The 12,386-nt window shown below is 69.9% G+C and carries 17 protein-coding genes and 1 pseudogene; 14 read left to right on the top strand and 4 right to left on the bottom strand.

Annotation, left to right across the window (positions count from 1 at the left end):
- Window positions 1-126 precede the first annotated feature (126 nt).
- The 6 genes and pseudogenes from IG99_RS11140 (at window position 127) to IG99_RS11160 (ending at window position 3,909) form a co-directional block, all read left to right on the top strand.
- Window positions 127-468 (top strand): ArsR/SmtB family transcription factor, encoded by a 342-nt coding sequence (locus IG99_RS11140; RefSeq protein WP_037672414.1) that lies wholly within the window; start codon window positions 127-129, stop codon window positions 466-468.
- Window positions 465-2,198: a SulP family inorganic anion transporter gene (locus IG99_RS11145; RefSeq protein ID WP_037672416.1), complete on the top strand. Its 1,734-nt coding sequence runs from the start codon at window positions 465-467 to the stop codon at window positions 2,196-2,198. The genes IG99_RS11140 and IG99_RS11145 overlap by 4 nt, the downstream gene beginning before the upstream one ends.
- Window positions 2,195-2,461: a hypothetical protein gene (locus tag IG99_RS11150; RefSeq protein ID WP_037672418.1), complete on the top strand. Its 267-nt coding sequence runs from the start codon at window positions 2,195-2,197 to the stop codon at window positions 2,459-2,461. Before IG99_RS11145 ends, IG99_RS11150 begins: the two co-directional genes overlap by 4 nt.
- Complete coding sequence (locus IG99_RS11155; RefSeq protein WP_037672420.1) at window positions 2,461-2,895, top strand: ATP-binding protein; 435 nt, start codon at window positions 2,461-2,463, stop codon at window positions 2,893-2,895. The genes IG99_RS11150 and IG99_RS11155 overlap by 1 nt, the downstream gene beginning before the upstream one ends.
- Before the next feature lie 34 nt (window positions 2,896-2,929).
- A pseudogene (locus IG99_RS50225) lies at window positions 2,930-3,158 on the top strand (hypothetical protein).
- Between the two features lie 400 nt (window positions 3,159-3,558).
- Window positions 3,559-3,909 (top strand): ArsR/SmtB family transcription factor, encoded by a 351-nt coding sequence (locus tag IG99_RS11160; protein ID WP_037672422.1) that lies wholly within the window; start codon window positions 3,559-3,561, stop codon window positions 3,907-3,909.
- On the opposite strand, the gene IG99_RS51635 is transcribed toward IG99_RS11160, so the two are convergent.
- Window positions 3,906-4,073, bottom strand: a complete 168-nt coding sequence (locus IG99_RS51635) for a hypothetical protein (RefSeq protein ID WP_199815491.1) — start codon at window positions 4,071-4,073, stop codon at window positions 3,906-3,908. The genes IG99_RS11160 and IG99_RS51635 overlap by 4 nt on opposite strands.
- Before the next feature lie 23 nt (window positions 4,074-4,096).
- Between IG99_RS51635 and IG99_RS49555 the strand changes: the two genes are divergently transcribed.
- On the top strand, window positions 4,097-4,306 hold the full coding sequence (locus tag IG99_RS49555; protein WP_051865202.1) for a hypothetical protein: 210 nt from the start codon (window positions 4,097-4,099) through the stop codon (window positions 4,304-4,306).
- A gap of 27 nt (window positions 4,307-4,333) precedes the next feature.
- Here the strand turns inward: IG99_RS49555 and IG99_RS11170 are convergent, their stop codons facing one another.
- Window positions 4,334-4,792, bottom strand: a complete 459-nt coding sequence (locus IG99_RS11170; RefSeq protein ID WP_037672927.1) for a TIGR03618 family F420-dependent PPOX class oxidoreductase — start codon at window positions 4,790-4,792, stop codon at window positions 4,334-4,336.
- Window positions 4,793-5,014: 222 nt separating this feature from the next.
- Between IG99_RS11170 and IG99_RS11175 the strand changes: the two genes are divergently transcribed.
- The 7 genes from IG99_RS11175 to IG99_RS11205 all read left to right on the top strand — a co-directional run bounded on the left by IG99_RS11175 (window position 5,015) and on the right by IG99_RS11205 (window position 11,124).
- On the top strand, window positions 5,015-5,782 hold the full coding sequence (locus IG99_RS11175) for a HipA family kinase (protein WP_037672424.1): 768 nt from the start codon (window positions 5,015-5,017) through the stop codon (window positions 5,780-5,782).
- A 29-nt stretch (window positions 5,783-5,811) separates the two neighbouring features.
- Complete coding sequence (locus IG99_RS11180) at window positions 5,812-6,228, top strand: DUF3037 domain-containing protein (RefSeq protein WP_199815502.1); 417 nt, start codon at window positions 5,812-5,814, stop codon at window positions 6,226-6,228.
- Window positions 6,229-6,358: 130 nt separating this feature from the next.
- Window positions 6,359-7,120: a 3-oxoacyl-ACP reductase FabG gene (gene fabG / locus IG99_RS11185; RefSeq protein WP_037672427.1), complete on the top strand. Its 762-nt coding sequence runs from the start codon at window positions 6,359-6,361 to the stop codon at window positions 7,118-7,120.
- A gap of 11 nt (window positions 7,121-7,131) precedes the next feature.
- Window positions 7,132-7,893, top strand: a complete 762-nt coding sequence (locus tag IG99_RS11190) for an SDR family oxidoreductase (RefSeq protein ID WP_037672428.1) — start codon at window positions 7,132-7,134, stop codon at window positions 7,891-7,893.
- 223 nt (window positions 7,894-8,116) lie between these two features.
- Complete coding sequence (locus tag IG99_RS11195) at window positions 8,117-9,700, top strand: ABC transporter substrate-binding protein (RefSeq protein WP_037672429.1); 1,584 nt, start codon at window positions 8,117-8,119, stop codon at window positions 9,698-9,700.
- A gap of 91 nt (window positions 9,701-9,791) precedes the next feature.
- Window positions 9,792-10,475: a uracil-DNA glycosylase gene (locus tag IG99_RS11200; RefSeq protein WP_037672431.1), complete on the top strand. Its 684-nt coding sequence runs from the start codon at window positions 9,792-9,794 to the stop codon at window positions 10,473-10,475.
- Between the two features lie 94 nt (window positions 10,476-10,569).
- Window positions 10,570-11,124 (top strand): hypothetical protein, encoded by a 555-nt coding sequence (locus IG99_RS11205; protein WP_037672930.1) that lies wholly within the window; start codon window positions 10,570-10,572, stop codon window positions 11,122-11,124.
- Window positions 11,125-11,171: 47 nt separating this feature from the next.
- Here IG99_RS11205 and IG99_RS11210 read toward each other — a convergent pair whose 3' ends face one another.
- Window positions 11,172-11,699, bottom strand: a complete 528-nt coding sequence (locus IG99_RS11210; protein WP_037672932.1) for a hypothetical protein — start codon at window positions 11,697-11,699, stop codon at window positions 11,172-11,174.
- Between the two features lie 111 nt (window positions 11,700-11,810).
- Window positions 11,811-12,320 (bottom strand): DinB family protein, encoded by a 510-nt coding sequence (locus IG99_RS11215; protein WP_037672432.1) that lies wholly within the window; start codon window positions 12,318-12,320, stop codon window positions 11,811-11,813.
- Window positions 12,321-12,386 lie beyond the last annotated feature (66 nt).

Below are 12,386 nucleotides of genomic sequence, written 5' to 3' on the forward strand. Positions count from 1 at the left end.
AAGGATGATGAATTGCAAAATTTTGCAATTGGTTAGATGCTGGGTTCGTTGTGTCCGCAGATAGGTGAGGGCACGGCGCCTTTTGTGTCTGCACCGCTGGGGGCGCTGGTGGGAAGTCGAGGGGCTGTGTCTGTTCCGCTGTACCAGGCCAAGGCCGAGTTCTTCCGGATGCTGGGACATCCCGTGCGGATCAGGGTGCTGGAGCTGCTGCAGGACGGGCCGACGCCGGTACGTGATCTGCTGGCGGCGGTTGAGGTGGAACCCTCCAGCCTGTCGCAGCAGCTGGCCGTGCTGCGCCGCTCGGGCATCGTCAACTCCCAGCGCGAAGGCCCGACAGTGGTGTACGCGCTGGCGAGCCGGGACGTCGCCGACCTGCTGGCGGCCGCGCGCCGGATCCTGACCGAGTTGCTGGCCGGGCAGAACGAACTGCTGGCACAGCTGCGGGACGCCGAGGTCACCGCGCGATGAGGAGATCACTTGGCCGGGTCGGGCCCCGGCTCGCCGCGCTGCTGCCCGGCCGTTCCGATCTGGCGGAGATGTGCCGGGATCCGCGCCGGGACCTGCTGGCCGGTCTCGCAGTGGCGATCGTGGCGCTGCCGCTCGCGCTCGGTTTCGGTGTCTCCTCCGGTCTCGGCGCGGCGGCGGGGCTGGCGACCGCGGTGGTCGCGGGGGCGCTGGCCGCGGTGTTCGGCGGGTCGAATCTCCAGGTGTCGGGACCGACGGGCGCGATGACGGTGGTGCTGGTGCCGATCGTCGCGGAGCACGGCCCGTCCGGCGTGCTGGCCGTCGGTCTGATGGCTGGTTTCATACTCGTCGCGCTGGCGGCGCTGCGGGCCGGGAAGTACATGCAGTACGTCCCCGCACCGGTGGTGGAGGGGTTCACCCTCGGCATCGCCTGTGTGATCGGGCTGCAGCAGATCCCCAACGCCCTGGGGGTACCCAAGCCCGAGGGCGACCGAGTGCTGGTCGTCACCTGGCACGCGGCGCAGGAGTTCGCGGAGAGCCCGAACTGGACTGCCGTCGCCCTCGCCCTGGCGGTCGCCGTCGTCATGCTGACAGGCGCCCGCTGGCGGCCCACGATCCCCTTCTCCATCCTCGCGGTGATCGCGGCCACGGTTGTGGCACAACTCGCCGATCTCGACGCGGCGAAGCCGATCGGCGACCTCCCGTCCGGCCTGCCCGCCCCCTCGCTCGCTTTCCTCGACCCCGGCGCCCTCGGTTCGCTGCTTGCCCCGGCGGTGGCGGTGGCGGCGCTGGCCGCGCTGGAGTCGTTGCTGTCGGCCTCGGTCGCCGACGGCATGACGGTCGGACAGAAGCACGACCCGGACCGTGAGCTGTTCGGCCAGGGCCTGGCCAATGTCGCCGCCCCGCTCTTCGGCGGCGTGCCGGCGACCGGCGCGATCGCACGGACCGCGGTCAACGTCCGTACGGGCGCGAGTTCCCGACTCTCCTCCCTCACCCACGCCGCGGTCCTCGCGGTGATCGTCTTCGCGGCCGCGCCCCTGGTCTCCAGGATTCCGCTGGCCGCGCTGGCGGGTGTGCTGCTGGCCACCGCGATCCGCATGGTCGAGGTCGGCTCGCTCATGGCGATGGCGAAGGCGACCCGTTCCGACGCGCTGATTCTGGTGCTGACCGCCGTGGCCACGCTCGCCCTCGACCTCGTCTACGCGGTGATCATCGGCCTGGTGGTCGCCGGAGCCCTCGCGCTGCGAGCTGTCGCCCGGCAGGCCCGCCTCGACCAGGTGCCGCTCGACCAGGGGGACCACAGCGCCGAGGAACACGCGCTGCTGGCCGAGCACATCGTGGCCTACCGCCTCGACGGGCCGCTGTTCTTCGCCGCCGCGCACCGCTTCCTGCTGGAGCTGGCCGAGACCGCCGACGTGCGCGTGGTCATCCTGCGCATGTCCCGGGTGACGACCATCGATGCCACCGGCGCCCTGGTCCTGAAGGACGCGGTGGAGAAGCTGAACCGGCGCGGCACCGTGGTGCTGGCGTCCGGGATCCGCCCCGAGCAACGCCAGGTCCTTGATTCGGTCGGCGCGTTGGAGCTGCTGCGTCTGAAAGGAGGCGAGTACGCCACCACCCCCGAGGCGATCCAAGGTGCGCGCGCCCACCTGGAGCGCGTCGGTCTGATGCCGCCCCTGCCCGCCCAGAAGCCCCGGCCCGTGAGCGAGAAAGCAGAGGAATCCGTTGGATGAGCACTCCGCCCGCACCCCTGCGCATGGTCGAGGCCCCCGGACCGGAAGCCCTGTGGCTGCTGGACGGCGGCTCGCTGGGAAGGCTGGTGTACATGCAGCGTGACCAGGCGGTACTCCGGCCCGGTCGGCACACGTGGGAGGGCATGGGAGGCGCCCCCAACCGGCGCACCCTCGCCGACTGGATCCATGGCCCCTACGACACCCTGCTGCGTCTGCACCCCACGACCTTGGCCGGGTTCCGCCTGACGCGCGGGGACGCATGATGAGCACGCAGCTCGAGACACTCCCGCACCGGCATGTGCTGACCCTGCCCACCACGCCGCCCGCCGTCCGGACGGCCCGGGAGACTGCCGAGCAGGCCCTCGCCGAGTGGGGCATCGACCCGCGCCACCCCGCCGTCGGACCCGCCCTGCTGATCCTGAGCGAGCTGGTCACCAACAGTGTCCGGCACGCCGCGTTGTTCTCCCCGCAGGTGACCGTCTTCTACGCGGCAGGCCAGGACTGTCTGGCCTTCGCCGTCCACGACCGCCACCCCTACCAGCCGCCGCTGCTGCACGCTTCAGGCACCGCCGCAGGCACCGGAACGGGTGGTCTGGGCACCGTCATGGAGCTCACCCTCGGCCTGGGCGGCACCGCGGTCGTCCGCGGGGACGCCGACGGCAAGGGAAAGAGCGTCTGGATCACCCTCCCCCTCTGAAGCACAGGGTGATTTGGCGAGGAAGTCGACGACCATGACCATCGAGTGGCGCTACACCGTCGAGCAGGACAGGACCTGGGCATCCTCTCCGGTCGTCGCCGACCTGATCGAACTGCGCAGTTGGTCGGCGGAGCGGCAGTCGGCCATCGGCGAGGCCGCACGCCGCCTCGCCGCAGCGGGCCGCAGCCTTGAGCTGGCCGCCCCTGCCTGCCGACGGCTCCCTCGTGCCCGACGGGGGCTGCCCCCGTCCATTACCGTCATAGCCTCGTCATGGGGCATGCCGGTACGTCTTTCCAAGTACCCTTCGCCGGACGGTCGTTGGACGACATCCACTACGGCCTCAGCCAGCAGTGGCGGCCGGCATTGCGGACCTCGCCGCGGCGGGGGCAAGGCACTTGAGTCAGACGACGCCAGTACCGCGCAGCGGGCCGAGCCTCACGGTCCATCCACGCACCTATGAACCATGCACCTATGAAGTTGCTAAACTTAGCAATCGTTGAGATCGTCACTGCTGGTTGCGGCGACAGGTGTCGGTTCGGTTCTCACGGGCGGATTCGGAGTGGCCGTCCGCGCACGTGAGGATGGGCCCATGGTGTTGACGAGTGGGTGGATGCAACGGGCACAGAACTGGCCGGTGCGGTCGTGTACCGGGGAGGCAGCCAGGTGAGTACGCCGCTGTACCAGCTGAAGGCGGAGTTCTTCAAGACGCTCGGCCACCCGGCGCGCATCCGGGTGCTGGAGCTGTTGAGCGAGCGCGAGCATGCGGTGGCGGAGATGCTGCCCGAGGTGGGCATCGAACCGGCACACCTCTCCCAGCAACTCGCCGTGCTGCGCCGGGCGAACCTGGTCGTGACCCGCAAAGAGGGGTCGACCGTGTACTACTCGCTGACCAGCCCGCATGTGGCGGAGCTGCTCAGGGTTGCCCGCACGATCCTGTCCGGCGTGCTGGCCGGGCAGGCCGAACTGCTCGCTGATCTGCAGGCCGCCCAAGCGGAGGCGAAACCACCGTCCTAGTTGCCGCGACCACGATGGTTCGCCGGGGTGATGGGCGGGGTCGTGGAGGGGCGATCAACCGCCTGGCGGGAGGAGAGCACATGGAGATCGTCGCGTACGGCGTCCTCGCGGACGAGGAGCCGCTGCTGCACGACGCGTTCGAGCGGACCTTCGGCGGCCGCCATGAACTGCGCTGTCTGCGGCTGTCGTGCAGGTCGCGGGCGATTCGGTCCCGGTCGCTGAGCACCAGCAGGTGCTCGGCCTCGCACCGGTGCTCGGCGATCTCGACTACCGGGAGCGGCATGCCGTCGAATGCGGAGTCAATCGCCTCAAGCGCCACCGGGCCGTGGTCACGAGGTACCACACGCACGCGGTCCGCTACGAGGCGACCGTGCTGTTCGCAATCCTCGACGAGTGACTGTGACCAGCACGGACCTGGTATGTCCTAGCCGTCGATGTCGAGCGCCGTGCCGTACAGGCGGTCCACCTTCAACCGGATGACTACCCGGCGCTCGGCAACCAGCTGCCGCAGAAATGCACCTTCATCCTCCGGCTTAGCGGCCTGCGGAATCATCTCGAGGAGTTCCCGCCCGACGGCGTCGCCGGGAACGGTCGTGCTCTCGGATACCTCGGCCTCGCCTTCAGCGACGGCAAACGACCACACGTCGCCACCCTGCACATGAAGCGCCGCACGCGGGTTGCCCCGCAGATGCCCGACCTTGACCCGGTCGGCCGTCGTCGAGAACCGCGCCATGCGGGCTTCGGGGTCCCAGCTGTACAGCATGGTGGTCAGGTGGGGGTGGCCACTGCGCTTGACGGTGGCGAGCGTGCCGAACTGCTGCTTGCCGAGCAGGCTGGAGAGGGCTTCGTCGGACAGTGGGCGAGGTGCTGGTCCTTGAGTCATGACGTGATCAACGTCCATGGCCGCCCAGCCATTTCATGGACGTAGGTCCAAGACCACTTCGCAAGGGCATTCCACCCCGGCCATCACGCTTGGTTACTATGCTCACTTCATGCCCGAGGCCGGGAGCGCTCCCCAGGGCTGATCAGGGACGTTTCCCTGGATCGCACCCTGTCTAAGCTGTCCATGGAATGTAAGGCAAACTATCCGTAAGGCCCTTGAAATATGCTGAGAGAGGTCACCGCGACCCGCTACATCACGCCGTTGCGTGAAGGGGGCTCGCTGCCGGGACTCGTCGAGGCCGACGATCTCGGGACCTACGTCATGAAGTTCGCCGGGGCGGGACAGGGGCGCAAGACGCTCGTCGCCGAGGTCGTCTGCGGCGGACTCGCCCGTCGCCTGGGCCTGCGAATGCCCCGCCTGGTCGTGCTGGACCTCGACCCCGTGCTGGGGCTGGGCGAGCCCGACCACGAGGTGCAGGAGCTGCTCCGGTCCAGCGGCGGCGCCAACCTCGGTATGGACTTCCTCTCCGGCGCCCTCGGCTTCGACCCGCTCGCCTTCCCGGTGAGCCCCGAGGAGGCCGGGCGGATCGTGTGGTTCGACGCGCTCGTGAACAACGTGGACCGCTCCTGGCGCAACCCCAACCTGTTGATGTGGCGGGGCGAGCTGTGGCTCATCGACCACGGCGCCACGATGATCTGGCACCACAACTGGCCCGGCGCGCAGGCCTCCGCGGCCCGCCCGTACGACGCCTCCGAGCACGCCCTCGCGGCTTTCCGGCCCGATGTCGAGGCAGCCGCGGCCCAGTTGGCCCCGCTCGTCACCGAAGACCTCCTCGCCGAGGTCACCGCCGAGATCCCGGACATCTGGCTCGCCGACGAACCCGGCTTCGACACTCCGGACGACCTGCGGCGGACCTACGCCCGACCGCTGCTGGCCCGCTCCGCGGTCGTCCACGAACGCATCAACGGCATCGAGGGAGCGGAGCGGTGAGCGAGCGGCAGATCAACGTGGCGGGCCGCATGACCGAGCGGCACATCACTCGGGCCGGCCAGGGGGGTGACCGGGATGTGTTCGAGTACGCCGTGCTGCGGCTCGTGCCCCGGGTCGAGCGCGGCGAGTGCATCAACGCGGGTGTGCTCGTCTACTGCCGCGCACGGGCCTACGTCGGCGTCCGCATCCACCTCGACGAAGCCCGACTGCTCGCCCTCGACCCGGACGTGGACGTGGCCGGCGTCCGGGCGGCGCTGCGGGCCGTGGAGCGCGTGTGCGCGGGTGGTCCGGAGGCGGGGCAGGCCGCCCGCGACGACGCCGGGCGCCGCTTCCGCTGGCTGGTCGCGCCTCGTTCGGCGGTGGTGCAGCCGGGATCCGTACACACCGGACTGACCGCCGATCCGGCGGCCGAGGTGGAGCGGTTGTTGGACCTCCTGGTGAGGTAATGGATCACACGCGGCCCGTGTGCCGTTGACACCGCGTGCCAGGGCTTCTAGCGTCACGTCTGCTGAAGGTACTAAGCGGTCGCTCACCACCGGTGCGCACCAGGATTCTCAAGGGCGAGGAGAACCAGCAATGTCCACCACTGAGCAGCGGGTCGCCGTGGTCACCGGCGGGGCGCGCGGCATCGGCGCCGCCACCGCCGTACGGCTGGCGGCCGAGGGCCGCGCGGTCGCCGTGATCGACCTCGACGAGGCCGCCTGCAAGGACACCGTGGAGAAGATCACCGCGGCCGGCGGCAGGGCCATCGCGGTCGGCGCCGACGTCTCGGACGAGGCCCAGGTCGAGGCCGCAGTCGCACGGGTCGTCGAGGAGCTCGGCGCGCCGACGATCCTCGTCAACAACGCGGGTGTGCTCCGCGACAACCTGCTGTTCAAGATGAGCGCCTCCGACTGGGACACCGTCCTCAACGTGCACCTGCGCGGCTCGTTCCTGATGACCAAGGCCGTCCAGAAGCACATGGTCGACGCGGGCTTCGGCCGGGTCGTCAACCTGTCCTCGTCCTCCGCCCTCGGCAACCGCGGCCAGGCCAATTACTCCGCCGCCAAGGCCGGACTCCAGGGCTTCACCAAGTCCCTCGCCATCGAGCTCGGCAAGTTCGGCATCACCGCCAACGCCGTCGCCCCCGGGTTCATCGCCACCGAGATGACCAAGGCCACCGCCGACCGCGTCGGCATGGGCTTCGAGGAGTTCAAGGCCGCGGCCGCGACGCAGATCCCCGTGCAGCGCGTCGGTGAGCCCGAGGACATCGCCAACGCCATCGCCTTCTTCACCGCGGAAGCGGCCGGCTTCGTCTCCGGCCAGGTGCTGTACGTCGCCGGCGGACCGCTCGACTAGGGATCACTGACATGACTGAACTGCCCGCACTCTCCGGCAAGGTCGCCCTCGTCACCGGCGCGAGCCGCGGCATCGGGTACGGCGTCGCCGAGGCGCTCGTCGCGCGCGGCGACCGCGTCTGCATCACCGGCCGCAACGAGGAGGCGCTCAAGGAGGCCGTCGAGAAGCTCGGTTCCGACCGGGCCATCGGCGTCGCCGGCAAGGCGCACGACGAGGCCCACCAGGCCGAGGCCGTCGAGCGCGCCATGGAGGCGTTCGGCCGCGTCGACTTCCTGGTCAACAACGCCGGCACCAATCCGGTGTTCGGACCGATCGCCGACCTCGACCTCCAGGTGGCGCGCAAGGTCTTCGAGACCAACGTGATCTCGGCGCTCGGCTTCGCCCAGCGCACCTGGCACGCCTGGCAGAAGGACAACGGCGGCGCGATCGTCAACATCGCGTCCGTCGCCGGCCTGTCGGCCTCGCCGTTCATCGGCGCGTACGGCGTCAGCAAGGCCGCGATGATCAACCTGACCCAGCAGCTGGCGCACGAGTACGCGCCCAAGGTCCGGGTCAACGCGATCGCCCCCGCCGTCGTGAAGACCAAGTTCGCTCAGGCCCTGTACGAGGGCCGGGAGGCGGAGGCCGCCGCGGCCTACCCGCTGGCCCGTCTCGGCGTGCCCTCCGACATCGGCGGCACCGCCGCGTTCCTCACCTCGACGCAGTCCGACTGGATCACCGGCCAGACCCTCGTCGTGGACGGCGGCATCTTCCTCAACGCCGGCGTCGCCTGACACGTCCCGGCGCAAGCGTGGGGCGCCATTTCCCGACGGGAAGCGGCGCCCCTTCGTCATACGGGACATACCTGGGTGTATCGGGCGCGCGAAAGGTTCACAGAGCGATGACAACGTCGTCACAGAAGGGGTGATCAAGGCCCCGTGGACGACCCGGTTCGTCCGGCGTGGCACTGCGGTATGGTCTGCCGACCCTTGGTATGGCAGATCGAGGAGCGTGCGCGTGTTCAACCGGAACCGATGCCTGCAGCAGGTGGCGGCTGTCGTGTCCATATCCCTCGCGACCGGATGTGGTGTTTTCGGGGACGAGGCGTCCGACGACGCGGGACCGATCGTCGTGGGCACGACCAGCGCGCCCAGCACGCTGGACCCCGCCGCGGCCTGGGACGGCTCCTGGGAGCTGTTCCGCAACGTCTACCAGACGCTGCTCGCCTACCCGGTCGGGGCGAGCGAGCCCCAGCCCGACGCGGCCAAGAGCTGTGAGTTCACGGACGACTCCAAGCGCACGTACCGGTGCGAGCTGCGCGACGGCATGACCTTCTCCGACGGTCACACGCTCGACGCCGAGGCGGTCAAGTACTCGATCGACCGGATTCGGAAGATCAACGCGATCAGCGGCCCGGCCGGACTCCTCGGCAGCCTCGAACGCGTCCAGGTACGCGACGAACATGAAGTGATCTTCCATCTCAACCAGCCCGACGCGACCTTCCCGTTCGTCCTCGCCACTCCCGCCATGTCCATCGTCGACCCCGAGGACTACCCGGCCGACAAGCTGCGCCAGGACGGCGGCATCGCCGGCTCCGGGCCCTACCGGCTCGCCTCCTACGACGACGGCAAGCAGGCCGAACTCGTCCGCAATGACAAGTACAAGGGCTTCGCGGAGCGCAAGAACGACGCGGTGACCATCCGCTACTTCCAGGACTCCGCCGCCATGGTCAAGGCCCTGCGGGACAAGAAGATCGACGCGACCTACCGGGGGCTCGGCGCCGACGACATCGTCGCCCTCCAGAAGAAGGGCCCCGACGCCGACGGCCTCGACCTGGTCGAGGGCTCCGGCACCGACATCAACTACCTGGTGTTCAACCCCAAGGACCCTTGGGCGAGAAAGACCGAGGTCCGCAAGGCCGTCGCCCAGATCGTCGACCGCCCGGCGATCACCCACAAGATCTACAAGGACACCGTGGACCCGCTGTACTCCATGGTGCCGAAGGGCCTGGTAGGACACACCACCGGCTACTTCGACGACTATGGCGACCCGGACAAGGACAAGGCCCGCAAGCTGCTCACCGACGCGGGTATCACCGAACCCGTCCCGCTCACCCTCTGGTACACCACCGACCGCTACGGCTCCGAGACCGCCACGGAGTTCAAGGAGCTCAAGCGGCAACTGGAGGCCTCGGGGCTGTTCCGGATCACGCTCAAGAGCCGCCCCTGGAAGACCTACGTGAAGGGCTACCAGAAGGGTGACTACCCGGTGTTCGGGCGCGGCTGGTTCCCGGACTTCCCGGACGCCGACAACTTCATCGCGCCGTTCGTCGGCCGGCAGAACGCGCTCGGTACGCCCTACGATTCCCCGCAGATCACCAAGGTGCTGCTGCCCCGCTCCCGCCAGCAGGCCGACCGCGCCGAGGTGGTGGACGACTTTGAAGAGGCCCAGCAGATCCTCGTGAACGACGCGCGGCTGATCCCGCTGTGGCAGGGCCGGCAGTACCTGGCCGTCAACGAGGACGTCTCCGGCGCCGAGCGGGCGCTGGACCCGTCGACCATCATGATGGTGTGGGAGCTGTCCCGGAAGACGAGCTGGTAGGTCGCCAGGCGACGGTGCGGGCGGCCGGTTGTCAGTGGTCGCCTGTAGGTTCTGTGGCCTGGAACCGACCGTACGACTGAAGGACGTTGACGTGACCGACACCTCCATGCTGCCCGAGTCCTGGCGCGGGGTCCTGGGCGAGGAGCTCCAGCAGCCCTACTTCAAGGAGCTGACGGAGTTCGTCGAGGAGGAGCGGGGCAGGGGGCCCGTCTACCCTCCGCGCGAGGAGGTGTTCGCCGCGCTCGGCGCGACGCCGTACGACCAGGTCAAGGTCCTGATCCTCGGTCAGGACCCCTACCACGGCGAGGGACAGGGCCACGGCCTGTGCTTCTCCGTTCGCCCCGGGGTGAAGATCCCGCCGTCCCTGCGCAACATCTACAAGGAGATGCACGAGGAGCTGGGTACGCCGATCCCGGACAACGGCTATCTGATGCCGTGGGCCCAGCAGGGCGTCCTGCTGCTGAACGCGGTGCTCACGGTCCGCTCCGCTGAGGCGAACTCGCACAAGGGCAAGGGCTGGGAGAAGTTCACCGACGCCGTCATCCGCGCGGTCGCCGACCGGCCCGACCCGGCGGTCTTCGTCCTGTGGGGCAACTACGCCCAGAAGAAGCTCCCGCTCATCGACGAGACCCGGCACGTGGTGGTCAAGGGCGCGCACCCCTCCCCCCTGTCCGCCAAGAAGTTCTTCGGCTCCCGTCCCTTCACCCAGATCAACTCGGCCGTGGCACAGCAGGGCCACACCCCGATCGACTGGACGATCCCGAACCTGGTCTGAGCGGAGCGGGGCGGGCCGGTGGTGCCTGAGGGGGGTTCCGGGTCGGGTGGCTTAGCTTCGTCGGAGGGCAGTCGGCGAGGGTGTGGAGGACGCGGTGGCGGAGCGGCAGGGGCAGGCGGCGCCGGACGCGGTGTTGACGCGGATCGGACAGGTCGTGATGTTGCATCACGGAGGGGACCGCGAGGAGGCCCGGCGCCGTTTCCTGGAGCTGTGGGCAGAGATCGGCGAGCACGGCGATCCGCTGCACCGCTGCACCCTCGCGCACTACCTCGCCGACACGCAGGACGACCCCGCGGACGAGCTCGCCTGGGACCTCAGGGCGCTCACCGCCGCGGAGGAGGTCACCGACGACCGGCCCGGCGGGCAGCGGCACGAGCACGAGGACGCCTCTGCGGTACGGGCGCTCTATCCCTCCCTGCACCTGAACCTCGCCGCCGACTACGTCAGACTCGGCCGCCGCGAGGCCGCTCGCGTCCATGTGCGCCGGGCCCGCGGCGCGGCCGACGCGCTGCGCGACGACCGCTACGGCGACGGGGTACGGGCGGCGATCAGCCGGTTGGAGTCACGGTTGGAACCTGGGGCGGGGGAGGAGGCGGCAGGAGGGAGCGGTGGTGGCGGCGACTGGGAGCCACCGCGACAGCGGCCCTAGGAGGGACCCGAGTCGCGGCGGAGGCATCTTCACGGCGGCGGCCCCCCTCAGCGGCCGTAGGTCTGCTCGCAGATCGACGCCTCCGGGCTGCCCGGGCGCCAGCCACCGTACTTCTTGCCGAGGGAGCAGACGTCGGAGCCCTTTGGGCCGGCCTTGGGAACGTCGGGGACGTCGGCCCGTGGGCGGGTGTGGTGGCGCTGCTCGGGATGGCGTGGGGCTCGGGGCTGCGGATGCTGAGGGTGTGGCGGGGGCGCGGGGTGATGGGGGTGCGGATGGGTGCGGTCGGACGGGGTGTGCAATGCGGGGGGTGCCTCGGCCGTGGCGTCCGGGGTGGGCTCGGACTTCCGGGGCGTGCCGACCCTCTCCAGCGCCTCGCGGGCCGGCGCCTGCACGATCTGCGGCTGCGCTTCGGGCGCCGGCGGCGGCACCACGGGCTGTGGCTGCGGGGGCCCGGGCGGCCGGGCCGGTGCCGACGGCTGCACGGGCGCGGGCGGCTGCTGGATCGTCACGCAGCCCGCGAGGGCCGAGACGGCCACGGTGACCAGAAGCGTTGCGGTGGTCGTCGTTCGATGCACCCGCGCCACTCTGCTGGGTCAGGCATCCCGAGGCCCAGCGGACGAGCGGACAATGCCCCATACGGGTGATCCGAGCCCCCGTACGAGCGACGCGGCCCCGACGAGCTGACGTCAGGTGCCCCTCGCGCCGTCGAGGCGCTCGCGGATCAGATCGGCGTGCCCGTTGTGCCGGGCGTACTCCTCGATCATGTGCGTGTAGATCCACCGCAGGCTGAAGGGCTCGTCCGTGAAACGGCTCTGGCCCTTGGAGAGGTCGTCCAGACCGAAGCCGGCCGCGTACCGCCGGGCTGTCTCGATCTCGGCCTGCCAGGTGTCGTACGCCTCCTGCCAGGTGTCCGCCTCGGTGAGGTGGAACTCACCGTTCCGACCCTCGGAGGTGTAGACCGGGCCCGGATCGTCACCCGCCAGCACCCTGCGGAACCAGCTGCGCTCCACCTGGGCCATGTGCCGCACGAGCCCCATCAGCGACAGCTCGGACGGTTCCACGGCGGCGGTCCGCAGCTGGGCGTCGGTCAGCCCCTCGCATTTCCACGCCAGGGTCTGCCGGTGGTACTCCAACCAGCCCTCCAGCATGGTCCGTTCGTCGGCGTTCAGGGCCGGCCCCCTGCGCTGTGTCGTCATGCTCGGCATCATTGCCCACCCCGCTCGGCCCCGACCAGCGGTTTACCCACGCCGACGGCCGCCGCG

It is taken from the genome of Streptomyces griseus subsp. griseus (assembly GCF_000720255.1).
Classification (GTDB): Bacteria; Actinomycetota; Actinomycetes; order Streptomycetales; family Streptomycetaceae; genus Streptomyces; species Streptomyces griseus_I.